Source organism: Brevibacillus reuszeri (genome assembly GCF_001187725.1).
GTDB lineage: Bacteria > Bacillota > Bacilli > Brevibacillales > Brevibacillaceae > Brevibacillus > Brevibacillus reuszeri.
On sequence record NZ_LGIQ01000002.1, the window covers coordinates 324,528 to 343,452 of the forward strand.

General features: G+C 47.5%; 15 protein-coding genes. 10 read left to right on the plus strand and 5 right to left on the minus strand.

All coding sequences use genetic code 11. From position 1 onward, the window contains the following. Nucleotides 1–153 precede the first annotated feature (153 nt). On the plus strand, nucleotides 154–756 hold the full coding sequence (locus ADS79_RS02005; protein WP_049736732.1) for a class I SAM-dependent methyltransferase: 603 nt from the start codon (nucleotides 154–156) through the stop codon (nucleotides 754–756). An 840-nt stretch (nucleotides 757–1,596) separates the two neighbouring features. On the opposite strand, the gene ADS79_RS02015 is transcribed toward ADS79_RS02005, so the two are convergent. The 4 genes from ADS79_RS02015 to ADS79_RS02030 form a co-directional block, all read right to left on the minus strand. Further along, nucleotides 1,597–2,313 (minus strand): ankyrin repeat domain-containing protein, encoded by a 717-nt coding sequence (locus tag ADS79_RS02015; protein WP_236699854.1) that lies wholly within the window; start codon nucleotides 2,311–2,313, stop codon nucleotides 1,597–1,599. A 51-nt stretch (nucleotides 2,314–2,364) separates the two neighbouring features. Next, entirely contained in the window at nucleotides 2,365–3,846 is a 1,482-nt protein-coding gene (locus ADS79_RS02020; RefSeq protein WP_049736734.1) for an S-layer homology domain-containing protein, read from the minus strand. A gap of 134 nt (nucleotides 3,847–3,980) precedes the next feature. Further along, nucleotides 3,981–4,676 carry a response regulator transcription factor gene (locus ADS79_RS02025; RefSeq protein ID WP_049736735.1) on the minus strand — a complete coding sequence of 232 codons (696 nt, stop codon included), beginning with the start codon at nucleotides 4,674–4,676 and terminating at the stop codon, nucleotides 3,981–3,983. Then, nucleotides 4,651–6,153 (minus strand): sensor histidine kinase, encoded by a 1,503-nt coding sequence (locus ADS79_RS02030; RefSeq protein WP_049736736.1) that lies wholly within the window; start codon nucleotides 6,151–6,153, stop codon nucleotides 4,651–4,653. The genes ADS79_RS02025 and ADS79_RS02030 overlap by 26 nt, the downstream gene beginning before the upstream one ends. Before the next feature lie 158 nt (nucleotides 6,154–6,311). On the opposite strand from ADS79_RS02030, the gene ADS79_RS02035 reads away from it, so the two are divergent. The 3 genes from ADS79_RS02035 (at nucleotide 6,312) to ADS79_RS02045 (ending at nucleotide 9,298) form a co-directional block, all read left to right on the plus strand. Continuing rightward, entirely contained in the window at nucleotides 6,312–7,109 is a 798-nt protein-coding gene (locus tag ADS79_RS02035; protein WP_049736737.1) for a carbon-nitrogen hydrolase family protein, read from the plus strand. A gap of 181 nt (nucleotides 7,110–7,290) precedes the next feature. Beyond that, complete coding sequence (locus ADS79_RS02040; protein WP_049736738.1) at nucleotides 7,291–7,539, plus strand: GlsB/YeaQ/YmgE family stress response membrane protein; 249 nt, start codon at nucleotides 7,291–7,293, stop codon at nucleotides 7,537–7,539. 370 nt (nucleotides 7,540–7,909) lie between these two features. Further along, the gene (locus tag ADS79_RS02045; protein ID WP_049736739.1) at nucleotides 7,910–9,298 is read left to right on the plus strand and encodes an L-cystine transporter; all 1,389 of its coding nucleotides are present in this window, start codon (nucleotides 7,910–7,912) and stop codon (nucleotides 9,296–9,298) included. A 204-nt stretch (nucleotides 9,299–9,502) separates the two neighbouring features. On the opposite strand, the gene ADS79_RS02050 is transcribed toward ADS79_RS02045, so the two are convergent. Continuing rightward, on the minus strand, nucleotides 9,503–11,152 hold the full coding sequence (locus ADS79_RS02050; RefSeq protein ID WP_049736740.1) for a peptide ABC transporter substrate-binding protein: 1,650 nt from the start codon (nucleotides 11,150–11,152) through the stop codon (nucleotides 9,503–9,505). 211 nt (nucleotides 11,153–11,363) lie between these two features. On the opposite strand from ADS79_RS02050, the gene ADS79_RS02055 reads away from it, so the two are divergent. From ADS79_RS02055 to ADS79_RS02085, 6 genes are all read left to right on the plus strand, one after another. Continuing rightward, nucleotides 11,364–11,819 carry a MarR family winged helix-turn-helix transcriptional regulator gene (locus ADS79_RS02055; protein WP_049736741.1) on the plus strand — a complete coding sequence of 152 codons (456 nt, stop codon included), beginning with the start codon at nucleotides 11,364–11,366 and terminating at the stop codon, nucleotides 11,817–11,819. 64 nt (nucleotides 11,820–11,883) lie between these two features. Continuing rightward, the gene (locus ADS79_RS02060; protein ID WP_049736742.1) at nucleotides 11,884–12,723 is read left to right on the plus strand and encodes an NmrA family NAD(P)-binding protein; all 840 of its coding nucleotides are present in this window, start codon (nucleotides 11,884–11,886) and stop codon (nucleotides 12,721–12,723) included. A 78-nt stretch (nucleotides 12,724–12,801) separates the two neighbouring features. Continuing rightward, complete coding sequence (locus ADS79_RS02065) at nucleotides 12,802–14,106, plus strand: FNR family transcription factor (protein ID WP_049736743.1); 1,305 nt, start codon at nucleotides 12,802–12,804, stop codon at nucleotides 14,104–14,106. Between the two features lie 545 nt (nucleotides 14,107–14,651). Then, nucleotides 14,652–16,142 (plus strand): AbgT family transporter, encoded by a 1,491-nt coding sequence (locus ADS79_RS02075; protein ID WP_049736987.1) that lies wholly within the window; start codon nucleotides 14,652–14,654, stop codon nucleotides 16,140–16,142. Between the two features lie 33 nt (nucleotides 16,143–16,175). Beyond that, nucleotides 16,176–17,435, plus strand: a complete 1,260-nt coding sequence (locus ADS79_RS02080; protein WP_049736745.1) for an amidohydrolase — start codon at nucleotides 16,176–16,178, stop codon at nucleotides 17,433–17,435. A gap of 64 nt (nucleotides 17,436–17,499) precedes the next feature. After that, nucleotides 17,500–18,903: a M20 family metallopeptidase gene (locus ADS79_RS02085; RefSeq protein WP_049736746.1), complete on the plus strand. Its 1,404-nt coding sequence runs from the start codon at nucleotides 17,500–17,502 to the stop codon at nucleotides 18,901–18,903. Nucleotides 18,904–18,925: the final 22 nt, after the last annotated feature.

Consider the following 18,925-nt stretch of genomic DNA (forward strand, 5'->3'; position numbering starts at 1 on the left):
GGCTTCTTTTTTGGGAAAAATCTGGCCTGCAAAAAGGGCAAGGACTTCCTGAGAGGGAGTCTTTTTTGTCATTGCAACTTGAAATTGAGTTGTTTATTATGGATATTATAGGTCTGTAATCGCTAGTTATTTTGAGAAGGGGGAGAGGGAATAATGGGAAATACGGATAAGTTTGAAATGATAGCAAATAGATACGACACTTCTGAAAGAATTCATATTGCAAAGGTATCATCTGATGCCATTCGTGAATATGTAGTTGATGCTACTAGTAAGCATGCAATTGATTTTGGGTGTGGAACTGGGCTTGTTGGAATGAACTTGGTTAACGATTTTCATTCAATGCTTTTTCTGGATACCTCCCAAAGCATGATTCATCAAGTACAGCAAAAAATTGCTGATTGTCATATTCAGAATGCAGATACATTTTGCTTTGATTTTGAAAAGGAAGGTCTATCGGATTTACATGCTGACTATATTTTTATGGCACAGGTCCTGCTTCATATAGATGATGTTGAATTTGTATTATCCAGATTATTTGATGTGCTAAACGATGGGGGACATTTACTAATCGTAGATTTTAATAAAAATGAAAAAGTAGTCTCAGATATCGTTCATAACGGATTTGATCAAGAAAAGCTAACTGATAGGATGACGAAAATAGGGTACAGGAAGATTCAATCCAAAACTTTTTATAATGGAAGGAAAATATTCATGGGACAAGATGCATCGATGTTTATTCTTGATGCTCAAAAATAAGCGTTTGGGTGGAAAGTTTCCCAAATACAGGTGTTAGGTGTTTTAAACGAATGTGTGTACGATTAACCCGAACCTAATGGAGCAAAGCTGCATATATTAAGAAAACAAGTCCCGCTCACTGTTGTGAGTGGGATTTTTCGTTTGCTAGAAAATGAGAGGATGTGGTGGGGAGAAACAGGATTCCGATCTGTGCTCCGGTCTTCACCCTGCGAGGAAGTGGGTACTGTCCGCTCCGCAGTGATTTACGGGGAAACGTCAAAGTGGTAGCCGCTTCGTAGCTTGAGCAGAGGTGACGTTTCTATTGCCCGTAAATCCCTGCGGAGCTAAGCGGGGTTGCGCGAGTCGCTCCGCCTGGAATCCAGTTTCTCTGGCGAGCCTAAGTGCATTTTAGAAGCTGATTTTTGCAGAGCATTCAGAGCAGACAAGTATTGTATGCGTCGGAGCATGCTAGTGAAAGACTTTCTAGCAATAGTGCTTTGTAGAACATCTAGATGAACATCCAAAGTAAAGCTAGTAAGCCACCAAAGCTGTCCAAGGAAAAAGGAGAAATAAGCGTAAGATCTTTGGAACACAGACCGAGGCGCAGTGAAAAAAGAGAAACACGCCATTAAGCGTCCACCTCTGAGAAGCTTCATAGAAATGACTACTTTGGACGCGGTTTCGCTTTTTTCATGGAGCCGTCCAGTGAATCCTCCGAGCTAGTGTTCCAAGAATCTGAAGCGATTTCTCCTTTTTCCTCCCCACCACGACAGCACGAACTACCGATCCTTTCCTTACCCGTCTAAGCAAAAAAGGATAGAGCCTCAGAGATGATCTGAGAACTCTATCCTTTTTCATTCATTATTTCCCGCCAGCACTCGTCAAAGCATCAATCATTTCGCGATAGCCGCGTTTTTTGGCGTGCTGCAGAGGGGTGACTCCGTCGTTATCCGCCAGGTTTACGTCGGCTCCATGCTCGATCAAAAGCTTGACGATAGCCTGATGGTTTTTACCGCCGTCGCCCAAAATGACGGCTTCAAGCAATGCGGTCCAGCCGAGGTTGTTTACATGATTTACATTTACATCTGAGGTGGTCAGCAGCTCTCTGACAATCTCCACGTGCCCGCGATCAGCGGCAGGGATGAGGGCGGTTCCGCCAAAACGGTTCGTAACGGTCGTGTCCGCTCCTGCGGCAATCGCTGCTTTTACAAAGTCCAGCTTGCCTTCTGCCCCGGAATAGAGCAACGGATTGTCCAAACGGTTGTCTCTGATGTTGATATTCGCACCGTGCTCTACTAAAAGGGTAAACAGCTCCAGTTGGTTCGTGTGTACGGCGATCATCGCAGAGGTGCGGCCTGTTTCATCTGTCGCATCAATATCAGCGCCATCTGCCAAAAGCTTTGTGACCTCTTCTTTGTTTCCTTGGGTTACAGCTGTTAACAAAGCGTGATTCAGCTCGTTCATTTCCTTGTTCACCGCTTGGGTTGCTTGCTGCTCCGAGTTTGATAGATACGAATCCAAATTCACCTCACACCCAGCCAAAGCGATAGCGAAGGTCAAAAGGCCAACGCGCAGCAAAGCGAACCAACACCTTTCTCGTAGATTGAAATGCCGCATCTACTTACGCGGTTATTCCACAGTCAGCTCGGCTTGGGACTTGCCAGCCCAATCGCCAACTGGAGTGACCGTATAAGTAGTACCTTCTGCCAGTTTACCATCTTGCGCCAGATCAAACACCCCTACAGCGCCCTTGCGGCTGGAGTATTTATACGTAGCGAGCAGCTTTTGACCGTCTGCACTTGTGAGCTCTACGCTGCGTCCAGAGAACAGCTCATCGCCTGGATCTTCGGACACGGTCACACTGATCGAGTTTTCGCTGAGTGCTTCCGCTTCTGTTATTTCCAGTGGAGCGATTTCTTTGGCGACGAATGTTGAATTGGCAATGGCTGCCCAATCGGATGTCACGGTGTACGTTACACCAGGAGTGAGCACCTGACCCTCAGGGAGACGGAATTTTGGTTCTTGCTTGCCGTCTGTCGATTGGGTAAATGGAACGTATTTTGCCACGATTGGCTGTCCGCCAGCAGGGGTAATCGTTACTTGACGTGCTTGGCCAGACGAGATGATTTGATAGGTCTGTCCATCTGCTTGGTTGTTGTCGTCCAGAACGAATGCGCTAGCTCCACGTCCAGCACTGTATGCGGAGATCACATATCCATAATCGACTACGCCGTTTTCCTGGAGAGATTCCACTTCGAATGTGTCATAGGAGACTTGTCTAGCTTCTGTCATGTCGAGCTTGGTTGCATTGCCTACGAATGTGCCAGCTTTTTGACCACGATAAGTCAATGTGTAGGTCGTACCTGGCTTTTGAACCGATGTTGGCACGATGTACGTATTCGTCGAACCTGTTTTCAGGCGAGGCAGGTTGGTCAAGGTCAGCCCGTCGTTAAATACGAAGTCTTCTTTTGCTTTGGCAAATACTTCGTTCTCCGCTGTCAGAGGAGCGTCGACTGTCACGATCAGCGTAATCGCGTTCAATGCGTGAACGCTTGTAATTTTGGCGTCAGGCGAAGGAATGGCTTTGTGCGCTGTTTTCAACAGGAATGCGACTTCACCGCGAGTGGCATTGTTATTTGCCGAGTAAAAGCGCTCCATCCAGTAATTCACTGATTTCGCATCGCGCTTCAACGCTTTGGATACGACCTGCACCAGCTCCGCGTCTGTTACGGTTCCACGAGGGTCGAAGTTGCCGCCCGGAGCCTCCATGATGTCTTGTCCGACCAGCTCTGCTGCATATTTGTAATACCATGCGTTCTGGTTGGCATCTGCGAAGCTAGGCAATTTCTCTGCTTTCCCTTGCAAGCCGAATGTCAGTGCAACCATTTTGGCCAGCTCAGCACGGGTGATTTGATTGTGAATGCCCATCGAGTGATCCTGATAGCCTTGCATGATGCGCAGCTGGGACAGCTCATTTACTGCCTGTTGAATTTCCTGGGCAGAGAGTGGTACCGCTGCAGCCGATGCATGTTGAGCGGCAAAAGGAAGAGAGGTGGCACCAAGTACAGTTGCGAGCATGAGAGTAGCGAGTTTATTCGAAACCTTATTCATCAGAAAAGCCTCCTTGTGATCAACAGGTATGGTAGTTGCTTGCCTTACCTGTATGATAAAGGAGACTGCTAAACTCCCAAGAAACCTGGGCTTAAAAGATTCTAAAATAGTTCTTAACAAATTATTAAATACGTCTATACCGTAAATCGGTACCCCGCGCCCCAGACCGTTTCAATGTATTGAGGATTGGACGGATCGATCTCTACCTTTTCCCGCAGCTTGCGAACATGAACGGTTACGGTTGCGATATCCCCGCTGGAATCCATCCCCCAGATTCGCTCAAACAGCTCGTTTTTGCTGAAGACGCGATTCGGATGACTAGCCAAAAATTCAAGTAGACTAAACTCACGTGTCGTGAAAATGACTTCCTGATTACGGACATAGACTCGGTGGGCGACTTTATCGATGACCAGACCACGAATGGAAATCTCTGATTTTTGAACCGGCTCCTTTTTTCCAAGAAGCCGCTCGTATCTGGTCAGGTGCGCCTTGGCCCTCGCTACCAATTCGCTAGGGCTGAAAGGCTTGGTAATATAATCATCGGCACCGAGGTTAAAGGCGCGGATTTTATCAATCTCTTCTTTTTTTGCGGAGACGATCAGGATCGGAACTTCCTTGTTCTGTCTGATTTGACTGCATAATTCAAACCCGTCCATGCCAGGGAGCTGCAAATCGACAATAATCAGGCTGTAGTCCTCATTCAGGGCAAGCTGCAGGCCTTCGTTGCCCGTATGACATAAATCTACGAGAAACCCGTTCAGCTCAAAATAGTCACGCTCCAGCTGAGCGATAGTGGTTTCGTCCTCAATGATGAGGATGCGCGTCGCCATGGGAATCTGTCCCTCCTTGGTTTGTCGTCCGTTTTAACGTAAAGAACAGGCTTGTTCCGAGACCCTGCTTGCTCTCTACCCAAATCGAGCCGCCGTGTTCTTCGATGATTTGTCTAGCAATGGCAAGGCCCAATCCGCTGCCGCCTGTAGAAGAATTGCGGGACTGCTCGGCACGATAAAAACGCTCGAATATATGCGGGATCGCTTCCGGGGCGATGCCCATGCCATTGTCTCTGATTTCTACCGTGACCCATTGCGGTGATTCTTGTACGGAGACGTGAATCATTTTCTCTTCTTTATCCATAAAGTTCTGGGCATTTCCGATGATATTCAGTAGCGTCCGTTTACATTTTTCCAGATCGGCAACGACCTCAATACTATGGCTCTTCCGCTGATCCCATTCCAGGGTTATACCCTTTTCCTCCATGACGTAGTGCAGCTCATCAATACAATCGTCGAGGAAACGCACGATATCTACATGCTCAAATTGGAACGGAACCTGCTTCAAGTCGAGCTTGGAGTAGAGGAACAGCTCGTCTACCAGTTTATCCAGATCGACTGCTTTGGAATAAATGATATTGACGTACTTGTCCATTTTCTCAGGTGTATCAGCGACCCCGTCGCGAATTCCTTCGATGTAGCCTTTGATATTTGTGATTGGGGTACGCAAATCATGCGAGATATTCGAGATGAGTTCTTTACGATTTTCCTCGTCCTGCAAGCGAAGCTGTACGGATTCCTGCAATCTCCTGCGCATGTTCTCGAACGCTTCGTTCAATTGACCGATTTCATCCTTGGAGTGCAGATCAAGCGAAAACTGCAGATTGCCTTCCTTGATGTGCTCTGCGGAGTTGCGCAATAAATCGAGCGGCTTGACGACGCTGCGGGTAATCCAGCGGTATAACAGCACATTCGCGATCACAATGACTCCGACGAGAATCAGGATGAGGATGGGGAGAAGCCTGCGTGTCACTTCACCAAAAGGACTGCGCTCGCGGATAACAAAGACACTGCCCTTTGCTCCGTCTGAGAACCGGAAGTCGAATTTGGCATAGGCGTAAAAGCGTTCACCGATGTTAAAGGTATTGCGTATCTGATTGTTGTTCAGGTCATAAGGAGGCAGATTCTCCTCCAATTCGGGCTGGTTAAATGTGCGGGATTCAAAAACCTGATTGCTTTCACGGCGGATGTAAAGACCAGCCCGCTCTGTTTTCAGCTTGAAGTCATAGTCGAGCAAAAGCTGCTGGTTTTGCAGCTCATCGGGTTCGTTTTTGGCGAGATATTTTAACTCGAGAAAGATCGATTCCTCCTGCTCAGTTAGTGGGTTGAGCTGGTAATGAACCTTGTAAAAATCGCGAAAGCTGTGAATGTCGCCGGTTGCCGCAATCGTAAACAAGCTGGCAGTCAGGACAAATACCAATAAGCTGATGACAAGCATGCCCGTGTAGGACAGAAGTAGTTTAATTCGGATAGACATACGCTCACCTCACTTGGGCAGGGGGATTGATGACAAGGATACCATAGTATGACATGTCCATGATATACAAGCAAAATCTTCTACGACAAAGAAAATCAGTTATACTGTGTGGTAAGGATAACCGAAGAAACAGAAGAGACTGGAAGGGTGGAGGAGTCATGAAAGTAGCAATCGCACAGCTTACGGCTACGATGGATAAAGCAGTGAATCTGCAAAAAGCAGTAGAATATATCGCCAAGGCAAAAGCTGCAGGAGCGGATTTTGTCATTTTGCCAGAAATGTACAGTGCACCGGCCACACCAAAGTCGGGAGTAACGCCTGCCGAAGTAGCGGAGCCAATGGACGGTCCATTTGTTTCCGGCCTCGCCAAGGCAGCAAAGGTGCATGGTGTATACGTTGTATGCGGTGTGTTCGAAAGTATCGCGGGTGACGAAAACCGCGCCTACAATACAACCGTCTTCCTCAATCGAGCTGGCGAGCTGATTCATGCCTACCGCAAGACGCATCTGTATGACGCCTTTTCTTACAAGGAGTCGGATTATATCGCACAGGGAGATAACCCGTACCAGGTGGTAGAAACCGAGTTTGGCAAAATCGGACTAATGGTATGCTATGAAGTCAGATTCCCGGAAATAGCCAGACAGTTTGCACTGCAAGGAGCGGATATTTTATTTGTGCCCGCAGGCTGGGTAGCAGGTGCGATGAAGGAAGACCACTGGGAGACACTGGTCCGTGCTCGCGCGATTGAAAACACGATGTTTATTTGTGCGGCAGATCAAGTGGGCAACATTTTTGCCGGTCGCAGCATGATCGTCGACCCGATGGGCGTGGTTATGGCAAGCGCAGGAGAGGAAGAAGCGCTGATTGTAGCCGAGCTGGACCCGGAGCGTATCTTGCGTGTACGCGGTAAATTGCCAAGTGTAGCGAATCGCCGCCCGGAAATGTATACGAATTAAAAGGGAAATAGAAGCGTCTGTACCTCGCAGTAGCAGTGGGGAGCAGGCGCTTTTTTCCGGCTTTAAACAGGCTGTGGCCCAGCACACATTCACCCGATTTCTATATGATAATAGCAGATAAATATAATTCATTAAGGTCCTTATGAGAGCGTTACCATCATGCGAAAGGAAGTGTGTCCTTATGTTTTGGGTTGTGTGGGCAATCGTAGGTGTTGTCGTTTGGTGGGCCATGAATATGTTGATGACAGGCAAAGCAAGTGGAACTGGCTGGTGGGCTTCGCTTATCGTTGCGCTGTTGGGTAGCTGGCTTGGCGACCTCGTTTTGGGCAATTGGCTGTGGATGTGGGCAGGCTTCAACGTCATTGCCGGAGTGATCGGCGCCGTCGTGCTGACCTGGCTGTGGAATTTGATTACCAAGAAAGCGAAGTAAGCATAAGATATAGTGGTGGGATACCAGGGAGCGTCTAAGTGACGTGCCCTGGTTTTTTAACGTATAAGAATTTATAAGCGCGACGCTTATGAATTCTGGAGCGCATGGAAACTTTCCGCTAAAACGCGGTCGCTCCTCCTTGAGGAAGCCTCGATAGAGGTTTTCTTATTGATTTTTATTCGCACCAATTTACTTGGTTTTGATTACGATGGAAAAACGAGAGGTTCGCCTACGGCTGGACAAACGTTTTTATTCCGAAGTGTAATGATAACAAAATCGCACTTGACCAGTAGGGATTGTAGGTAATATAGTATGCTTATTCTCATTCTCAATTTCTAAGTTACTTCTCAGTGAAACGGAGGGAAATCAAGTGTCAACATTATTGACGGTCGTTAACATTGTTGTATTACTTGCTATCATTATTGGATTGTACGCAATGCAAAAGAAACACATTTCGTTTTCGAAACGGGTGTTTGTCGGTCTAGGCGTCGGGATCTTGTTTGGTCTAGTCCTGCAATACATCTATGGAACAAAATCCGACGTCTTAAAAGCGACTATCGACTGGTACAATATCGTCGGAAAAGGGTACGTGAAGCTGCTTCAAATGATTGTAATGCCATTGGTCTTCATTTCGATTGTCTCTGCATTTACCAAAATGAAACTAACCAATAACATTGGAAAAATCAGCACGCTGATTATCGGCTTGCTGGTGGGAACAACCGCAGTAGCTGCGGCGATTGGAATTGCGTCTACATTGGCCTTTAATCTCGATGGAGCACAGTTCCAGCAAGGAGAGGCTGAAACAGCGCGAATCGGTCAGGTGGAGCAGCGTCTGGGTGATATCCAGAGCATGACACTGCCACAAAAAGTGCTGGAGCTGTTGCCAGCGAATCCGTTCCTCGATTTAACAGGGGATCGTCCTACTTCTACTATTGCAGTCGTAATTTTTGCAGCCTTTATCGGAATTGCTTATTTAGGGGTTAGAAAGAAAAATCCTGAGCAAGCTGAGCTATTCTCCAAAATCGTAGATACCTTCCATGCTGTCATCATGCGCGTCGTTACGATCATTCTGCGTCTGACTCCGTACGGGGTACTCGCGATCATGACGAGAGTGGCAGCAACCAGTGATTACAATGCCATTTGGCAGCTGGGCAAATTCGTAGTGGCATCGTATGTGGCACTTGCGATTATGTTTATCATTCATTTGCTGCTCCTGGCTTTCGCAGGACTGAATCCGATTACGTATGTGAAAAAGGCGTTCCCTGTCCTTACCTTTGCGTTTACATCTCGTACGAGTGCGGGTGCATTGCCGCTGAATGTTAAAACACAAACACAGGATTTGGGTGTTCCAGAGGGAATCGCCAACTTTGCCGGCTCATTTGGTCTTTCGATTGGTCAAAATGGTTGCGCAGGTACCTACCCAGCTATGCTCGCGGTGATGGTAGCGCCATTGGCTGGTATTGATCCGTTGTCTCCTTCCTTTATCCTGACACTGATCGCAGTTGTGGCACTCAGCTCGTTTGGGGTAGCAGGTGTAGGTGGAGGAGCGACCTTTGCAGCTCTGCTCGTACTGTCTACCATGAATCTGCCGATTGCGATCGTGGGCTTGCTGATTTCCGTAGAGCCATTGATCGATATGGGACGTACTGCGCTCAACGTGAGCGGCAGCATGACGGCTGGTGTCCTGACAAGCAAAGCGACGAAGGAACTGGATACGAATACGTTTAATGATACGAAGTCTCAATCCGTAACCGTTTAAACAAACGACCATTCATCGTAAAAAGAACCCGGCTACACCGTCGAGATGACAAGTGCAGCCGGGTTTTTCAACGTGTAAGAAAGTTTAAGCGCTTCACTGTATGAAAGCAAACTTGCTTAAACTTTCTGGAGCGCATAAAAACCTTCCGCTAAAACGCGGTCGCTCCTCCTTGAGAAGGCATCGATAGAGGTTTTTTTATTTCGTTTATTTCGTTACAGACGTAAATTTGAAGTAGGCACCACCGAGTGGGAAGATGATGAAGTCCTTCACTTTATCATTTTTTACATAAGGGCTTCCGCGGAAGTTGATTGGAGCCAGCGGCATTTCATCCATCAGGATGGTTTCTGCATCCAGCAGGATTTGCTTGCGCTTGTCCAAATCTGGCTCGTGGTAGCTCTGATCAATCAGCTCCTTGAATTTTGGATTCTCCCAGTCAGGGTGGTTGTTTCCACCTGTTTTGTCGCGGAACATTTCCAGGAAGTTGATTGGGTCATTGAAGTCTGCGCCCCATTGGAAACGGATCATGTCAAAATTCGCTTGCGATCTCATGTCACGGTATACCTTCAGCTCAGCTGTATATAGCTTTACGTCAACGCCAAGAGCCTTTTTCCACTGGTCTTGGAGAGCCTCGGCTACTTTTTTATTCGTATCCGTTGTATCAAATGTGTACGTAACGTTTGGGAAGGTAGTCAGACCGAGCTCCTTCATACCCTCTGCCAGCAGTTGCTTCGCTTTTTCCTTGTCTTCTTTGAAGTAGCCGTCTTTGTTCAGCCCCATCGAGGTTGGTACCCATCCGTATGCAGCTGGAACGCCAGTCTGCAAAATGTTGTCGATGATTTCTTGACGATCGATGGCATAGGCAAAGGCTTGTCTGATCTTCTTGTTATTAAATGGTGGTTTATTCGTATTAAATACGACGGATTGTGTACCAGGGTTGTCAGCTACCATCAGCTTGCCAGCGTCTTTGAGCGACTGGATCGCATCGGTTGGCAGCGTGGAGGCCGGATATCCGCCCCAGTCGATATCACCATTTTCAAACATGGAGAACGCCGTGTTGTTGTCTTCAATCATGACGATTTCGAGACGATCCAGCTTGACGTTGTCTTTATCCCAATAATTCGGGTTTTTCGTGAAGACGATTTTGCTTTTGTGCTCCCATGTATCCATGATGAATGGACCGTTTCCGACGATTGTTTTTGCTTCGTTTGCCCATTTCGGGTTGCCTTCAACCGTTTTCTCATGCAATGGGAAAAGAGTCGGGAAGAAGGTCAGCTCACGGAAAAACGGAGTTGGAGACTTCAGGTTGAATTCAACCGTATAGTCATCGAGCGCTTTCACGCCTACATCTTCAGGCTTTCCTTTGCCTGTATTGTATTCCTCTCCACCTTTAATGTAATAAAGCTGATAGGCGTACTCGGAAGCTGTTTTTGGATCGAGATTGCGTTTGATCGCATAGACGAAATCGTGTGCGGTAACAGGATCGCCATTGCTCCACTTTGCGTCCTTGCGAATTTTGAACGTATAGTTGGTGTAGTCAGGCGAGTTGGTAAAGCTCTCGGCGGTCGCATTGGTCAGCTGGCCGTTCAAATCGTAGTTGGTCAAGCCTTCAAATGCAGCGTAGATCATGTCGAATGAGTCAGCGTCGACTGCGATACCCGGGTCCATGGAAGGTGGCTCGCTATTGATACTCCAATGCAACACCATTGGCTCTGTCTTTGTACCTTCTGCTGGTGTTGTAGCGGGCTGTGTAGTTTGTCCCGCTGGTTGTGCAGGTGCTGGTTGAGAGCTGGAACAGCCAGTTATTACCCCAAAAAGCAAGGTAAAACAGGTCGCCAGTGCAAGACCCTTTTTCATTAAAATCCCCCTAGAAAATAGTAAACATGCATATATGTATTCAGAATATTCGTTTATGTTTTTAAAGGCAATGGAATTTTTTAATTTCTCGACAAAAATTTTCTTTATAGGCGAAATATGACGATCATTGTAGAAGAAAAGTTGACAAAAGCTGGAGAGGTATTTACCATGAAAAGTAATTAAGTGTTTAACTACTTTTACAGGTGATTGCATGACAGACAAGATAAAAGCATACGTAAACCAGCCTCCTTTGCCGACACAGACTTTTTTTGCCTTAGTGGATGCTACAGCAGAGCTGGTGGGTAAATCTGAAAAATATTGGCAGTCAAAGGGGATCAATGGCGCACGCATTCGCGTTTTGGTGGAAATCGCCAAAAAAGGCGGACGAATTCTTCCGTCTCTGCTGGCCCAAAACATTGGCGTGACAAAGGCAAACATCAGTATTTTATTAACACCTCTGGAGCAGGATGGCTTGATTGATCGAACCAGTCATCCCGAAGACGGCAGAAAGACCGTCATATCACTTACGGCCGAGGGACAAAAGCTGTTACTTCAGCATCTTCCCGATAATCGCCAGGTGGTTGCTGATGCCCTAGCGAGCCTGAATGAGCAGGAGCTGCATCAATTGCTGTTTTTGCTTGGGAAAATAAAACGAAGAGAGGACTGATTTTTTTGTCAAAATAGTTAAGTGTTTAACTAAGATTTGATTCAGGGAGAAAGGGTGCAAGCATATGACCATCACGGTTACAGGTGCTAGCGGTAAATTAGGAAGTCTTATCGTTCGACAGCTTTTGCAAAAGGTTGGAGCAAACGATATCACTCTTTGCGTGCGTGATCCAAAAAAAGCTCTGCTCTATCAAGAACTGGATGTGGGTATCCGGCAGATCGATTACGATAGTCCCGAATCGTTGCAACAGGCTTTCACCCATACATCCAGGCTACTGTTCATCTCCAGTCCACACATGGACGATACGGTTCGGATTCGCCAGCACAGTCACGTCGTTGAGGCAGCAAAAAAGGCGAATGTGGAGCACATCATTTATACGAGCTTTGCCTTTCCCGAAAAAAGCGATATCTCACTGACGCATCTTCATTTGGCGACAGAGCATGCAATCCGAACAACCGGGATTCCTTATACGTTTCTTAGAAATGCGCTCTATGCTGATTTTATCGCTCAGCTTGGTTTAGGAGTGGCTACTCGGACGGGGGAATTGATCACGTATCCGGGAATTGATGGCTTCAACAGTGTGACACGCGAAGATTTGGCCTTGGCAGCGGCAAATATCCTAACGAATAATGCTCACAAAAATCAAACGTATGAGCTGACGGCTTCGCGCCCATGGCATTTTGCCGATCTGGTTCAGGCACTGACCGAAATAACAGGCGCACCGATTACCCATCGTGAGGATTCACGTGCAGATAACTGGCTATACCGCTTTCTTTCCCGAATCGATACAACCAGCACGACGAATGATTTAGAAACCCTCATCGAAAAGCCGACCGTGTCTTTGTATGAGGCGGTAAGGCAAATCCTGACTGACAAAAGAGAAGACAACACGCGTACCAAATGATCTGGATTAGGTTCTGGATTCCATATAAAATAAGGATAGCAAGTGAGTCTATCAAAACAGGTAGGAGTTATTATACGCATGTATAGAATTGGTGTTGTGGGACCGCCCCCTTCTGTTGAGCGGATATTGGCGATTGCCAATGAGTTTGAGCATGAAATCGAATTTGTCCCATTCACGTATGAGGATGCGAGAGAAGTGAGCAGAATCGTCCAGGAGCATAATGCAGAGTGCAATGGCTGGTTTTGTTCCGGACCTATCCCTTATACGATTGCCAAAAATGCTGTGGGTCCAGATGCCAATATTGTGTACTGTCCGCCTACAGGTTCGAATTTGTACCGCTGCTTTATCCAGATGTCGATTGATCATAATGAAGTTGTGAAGAGTGTCTCCGTAGATATGATTGATACTGAGGGACCCAATTTGCGGGAAGCCATGAGTGAGCTGGATCTCAACGACGAAACGATGTTTTTGCATACGTATGACGAGCACTACAACCCGGAGGCCATTACGAGCTATCATGTTTCGCTTTGGAAGCAAGGAAAGACCCAAGGCGCATTTACGACGCTGTCTTCTGTCGAGCGTGCGCTGCGGGAGGAAGGAATTCCTGTTTACCGGGTCTTGATTACCAAAATGGAAATCAGGCAAGCCATGAAAATCGTCATCGAAAGAGCGAGAAGCACATATTTCAAGGACACGCAAATCGGAGTGGAATTTATTGAGCTGGAGCAGTTCGACAAAATTCCGGAGCGCTCGCAAACCCGCTACCATCTACAGCAGCTAGAGCTGAAAATCAGGCAAATACTGCTGCTCCTCTGTGAAAGAATGGACGGCTCCCTCATGGCAAACGGAAATGGCCGCTATCAGATTTTCAGTACGCGCGGAGCGATCCAACGCGAAATTGATAGGCTGCGTCATACTGTTACACAGCTGTCACTGGAGGCAGATGTTCCCGTCGCGGTAGGGGTCGGATTTGGCGAGACCGCCTTTTCTGCTGAAAACAATGCGAGAAAAGCGATCCAGCACGCAAAGGAAAGACCGGAATTTGGAATCGTCATCGTGCAGGATGACGGGGTCATGATCGAGTCGGTAGGCGAGAGCGAGCAGCTGACGTATTCGTACCGTTCGAGTGATCGCGAGCTTTTGGACCTGTTAAACAAGGCCAATATTAGCGTGAAAACCTACAACAAGATCAAGGCGCTCGTACAGCGCATGGGCTGGAGTACATTTACCACAACAGATATCGCCTCGTACCTGTCGATGACTGTGCGCAACGCCCAGCGAATCCTCGGGAGCCTGTGCGAATACGGCCTCGCCGAGCTAAAAGGAGAAGAACAGCAAGCCGTTCGCGGAAGGCCCAAAAAAATGTACGCGTTAAAAATGTGAGGAAGGAATCAGTACGCAAACACCCGATGATGTCGGGTGTTTTTTGTGCGGTAGAAAAAGCAGGAGAGAGGAAGCCGGAAAAAAGGGGGAAGCTATAACCAATTTTCGTCAGGCATAAGTTTAATAAAAATGCAGGAGTATCAAGGTTTCATGCGTGCTGGATTAAAAATGGAAGCTTTTCTATTTTGCAAGAAGTCAAACAACTCTATTGAAAAAAAGTTAAAATGGCTATATAATTCATTTAAACGAAAATGTCTCTTTGTATTCGCTAAATTAAGAGCTTGGACCGAATATAACGAAAGGAGTATTCATTTCATCACGAAGCAACATCTCGGTTTTGAATGATTGGTGAACGTTGAAGTTAAATTGAAAGGGCTTTCACTTTAATGCCAACACCCAGACTGATCACTCATTCAGAACGCCTTTGTTTCGATTCTGAAACAGTCGGAATGATGATTCTAACGTAAAAAGATACGGCCTAAGGGGGATGCCATGTGAGTGCACGTCAAGCAAACACAGACCATTATGAGCAAGCGTCACAAGGAATGGGCTTGGTAAAGTGGGTCGAGCGGGTTGGGAACAAGCTGCCGAATCCATTCATGCTTTTCCTTTATCTGATAGCAGCTCTGATGATTATCACTGCCATTTTGTCTATTTTTCATGTAACGGCAATCGATCCGATTAAAAACGAAGAGATCCAAGTGAAGAACCTGCTTAGCCAGGAAGGTCTGCAATGGCTTTTGCCCAACATCATCAAGAACTTCTCAGGATTTTTGCCTTTGGGCTCAATCTTGACGCTGATGCTTGGTGTCGGGCTGGCTGAAAAGGTTGGACTTTTGGAAGCGGTTATTCGCAAAATGTCTCTGCGTGTAAGTGCACGCTACGCCAGCTACCTGGTAGCATTTATCGCGTTTTTCAGCCACGTGTCCTCTGATGCGGCTTTCGTAATCATGCCGCCACTCGGAGCCTTGATCTTTTTGGCAGTCGGACGTCACCCGGTTGCTGGTTTGCTGGCTGCGATCGCTGGTGTTGGTTCCGGTTTTTCCGCCAACATCCTGATTGTAACGACAGATGTACTGCTTTCCGGTATCAGCTCGGAAATCTCCAAGTCGGTTGACCCGAATGTTACTGTAAGCGTTCTCGATAACTGGTTCTTTATGTCCGTATCTGTTTTGCTTTTGTCCGCTGTCATTGGTTTTATTACGGACAAGTTTGTAGAACCGAAGCTGGGTGTCTACAAGGGTGATAACGGCAAAAAGCTCGAAGATTTATCCGATCTGCAAAAGAAAGGCCTGCGTGCAGCAGGTATTGCAGCACTTGTTTTCATCGCGGTTCTGGCTGTTCTGGTAGTACCTGCGAACGGAATCCTGCGTGATCCTAAGCTTGGTACCATCGTTCCGTCGCCATTCATTTCGGGTATCGTCCCTGTCATCCTGATCTTCTTCTTTACCGTAGCGATTACGTACGGGATCAAGGTAGGGGTAATCAAAAAGCAAAATGACATTCCAGCGCTGTTGACTGATCCGATTAAAGGCATGGCTGGCTTTATCGTGATGATCTTCCCGCTTTCTCAATTTGTAGCGATGTTTAACTGGAGTAACATGGGAAGCTTCCTCGCGTTGTCCATTACAGATGTGCTGGAACAAATGAACATGACTGGCGCACCAGTCTTTATCGGCTTGATGTTCCTGTCTGCGTTCCTCTGTATGTTTATTGCGAGCGGTTCCGCAATCTGGTCGCTCCTGGCACCTGTATTTGTTCCGATGTTCATGGCACTTGGCTTCCATCCGGCATTCGCGCAAGTCGCATTCCGTGTCGCTGACTCGTCCGTGATTCCATTTGCGATTGTCTCGCCGTTTATCCCGTTGTTCCTGAACTTTTTGCAGGAATATAAAAAGGATGCCAAGCTGGGTACGTACTATTCCTTGATTTTGCCGTATCCGATTGCGATCTTCGTGCTTTGGACACTGTTACTTGTGGTATGGTATTTCTTGGGCTTGCCAATTGGTCCTGGAGTATATCCAGTTTTGAAATAGTGATTGCTCCAGAGATAACAGGAGGAATTAATGATGTTGGATCTGGTTACGTTGCGAAGAGATTTTCATATGCATCCGGAAGTGGGCTTTACAGAATTCCGTACAGCTACCAAGGTAGTCGAGATATTGACTTCACTCGGATTTGAAGTCATTTATGGACAAGATGCTATGGATGGCGACTCCCGTCGGGGGTTGCCTTCCGAGGCTGTATTGGAAAAAGCGTATGAACGAGCGCTGCGTGATGGCGCAAACCCGGCGATTGTAGAAAAAATGCGCGGCGGATACACAGCCGTAATCGGTGTGAAAAAAGGAAAGTCTGCGGGACCTACTGTCGCTTTCCGTTTTGACATGGATGCCTTGCCGGTCCTAGAAAGCAAGGATGGAGACCATTTTCCACAAGCGAATGGCTTCCGCTCGCACTACGAGGGAAACATGCACGCATGTGCGCATGACGGTCATACCACGATTGGTTTGGGACTGGCAGAAAAACTGGCAGATGGAGATTTTTCCGGTACGATTAAGCTAATTTTTCAACCAGCTGAAGAGGGTGTGCGCGGGGCGTATTCCATCGTGCAAAAAGGGATCGTCGATGATGTGGACTACATTTTCTGTCACCATCTAGGTGTCGGTGTACCACTCGGTGAAATACATGGCGGCTCACACGGCTTTTTGGCAACAACCAAAATGCTGGCACATTTTCACGGGGTTTCCTCCCATGCCGGTGCATCGCCTGAGCAAGGAAAAAACGCATTACTCGGAGCAGCAACTGCTTTATTGAACATTCATGCGATTCCACGTTTTAGCACTGGTTCTACCCGTATCAATGTAGGGGTTCTGGAGGGCGGTACTGCAGCCAACATCATTCCGGCATACGCTAAAATGGTGGTGGAAACCCGCTCCGTATCAGAAGAGGTCAATGCAGAGCTGGAGCAGCGTGTACGCAATATTATCGCGCATAGTGCCGCGATGCATGAGCTGGAGCATGAGATCGAGGTAGTCGGCGGAGCTATTCCGATCAACTACGACGTCGATATGGCTGAGCTTGCTCTCGAAGAAGCAAAACAGGTGGAGGGCTTTCACTCGTTTGTGAATGGTGCATACAACGCGATGGGAAGCGAAGACGCGAGCTTTTTGATCAAGCGCGTACAGGATCGCGGCGGAAAAGGAACCTATATGTCTATCGGTACTGATATTCCGGCGCCTCACCATCATCAGAAATTCGATATTCAAGAGGAAATTCTTCCGCGCAGCGTAGAGCTGTTGAATCGCATTGCGAGACGGCTTCTGACTTAGGGAAACCCCTTCTATTGGTCAAACTCCAATCTGCCAAACAACGACTTAGAGAGGATGTTTCTTCATGCATACCAAACAGATTGCAGAAATGATTGAGAACAAACGAGATTCGTTTATCAAAGTGAGCGACCGTATCTGGGAATTCGCGGAGACGCGTTTCGAAGAGTACCAATCGGCTGAATTGCTCGCTCATACATTGGAGAGCGAAGGCTTCCAGGTTGAGAGAGGTGTAGGCGGTATCCAAACTGCCTTCATCGGGAGCTTTGGTAGTGGAAGTCCGGTAGTGGCGATTCTGGGTGAGTTCGACGCTCTCTCGGGAATGAGCCAGAAAAAAGGACAAGCAAAAGAAGAACCATTGGTGCCGGGGGCAAATGGACATGGATGTGGCCACAACCTGCTCGGTACCGCTTCTCTGGCGGCAGCAGTTGCAGTGAAGCAATATATGGAAGAGAATAACATGTCCGGTACGGTTCGCTATTACGGATGCCCGGGTGAAGAAGGCGGCTCCGGTAAAACGTTTATGGCAAGAGCAGGTTTGTTTGAAGACGTAGATTTCGCTCTCTGCTGGCATCCAATGGGCTACAACAGCATCATGGCGATCGAATCGCTCGCGAACTACCAAGTATACTTCAAGTTCAGAGGTAAAAGTGCCCATGCCGCAGCAAGTCCGCACCTGGGACGCAGCGCACTGGATGCAGTCGAGCTAATGAATGTCGGAGTCAACTACCTGCGTGAGCATATCATTACGGATGCCCGTGTGCACTATGCCATAACAAACTCCGGCGGCTTGTCTCCAAACGTGGTTCAGCCGTATGCAGAAGTACTTTACCTGGTACGTGCGCCGAAGGTCGCTCAAGTACAGGAAATCTACGAGCGTGTGTGCAAAATTGCCAAAGGTGCAGCGCTTATGACCGAAACCGAAGTAGAGATCGTATTCGACAAGGCTTGCTCCAATGTGGTGCAAAATGAAACGATCGAACAAGTGATGTATAAAAACTTCCAGGAGCTGGGCGTTCCTGTCCATGACGAGGAAGAGCTGAAGCTCGCTAAATCGGTACGTGCGACATTGACCGAGCAGGAGAGACAAACAGCAGAAAGACTGTCGGCGGATACACCTGATCCGGACATGGTTTCCTGGATCAATCCGTACACAGGTGCTACCATTCCGCTCAACGGCTCTACTGACGTAGGGGATGTCAGCTGGATTACACCGACAGCTCAATGTACGACTGCTTGCTTCATCAATGGATCTACTCTGCACTCCTGGCAGTGGGTTACACTTGGTGCTACTTCCATGGCGCACAAAGGAATGCTCCATGCAGGTAAAGTCATGGCTTCCACAGCAATTGACATGCTCAAAAACCCTGAGCTGATCGAAAAGGCGAAAGCCGAGCTGAAACAACGCCTGGGCAAAACCACCTATGTAAACCCCATTCCTGAGGGTGTCATGCCTTCTGTGAAAAAATAAACAAAAAACAAAAAAAGCCGAC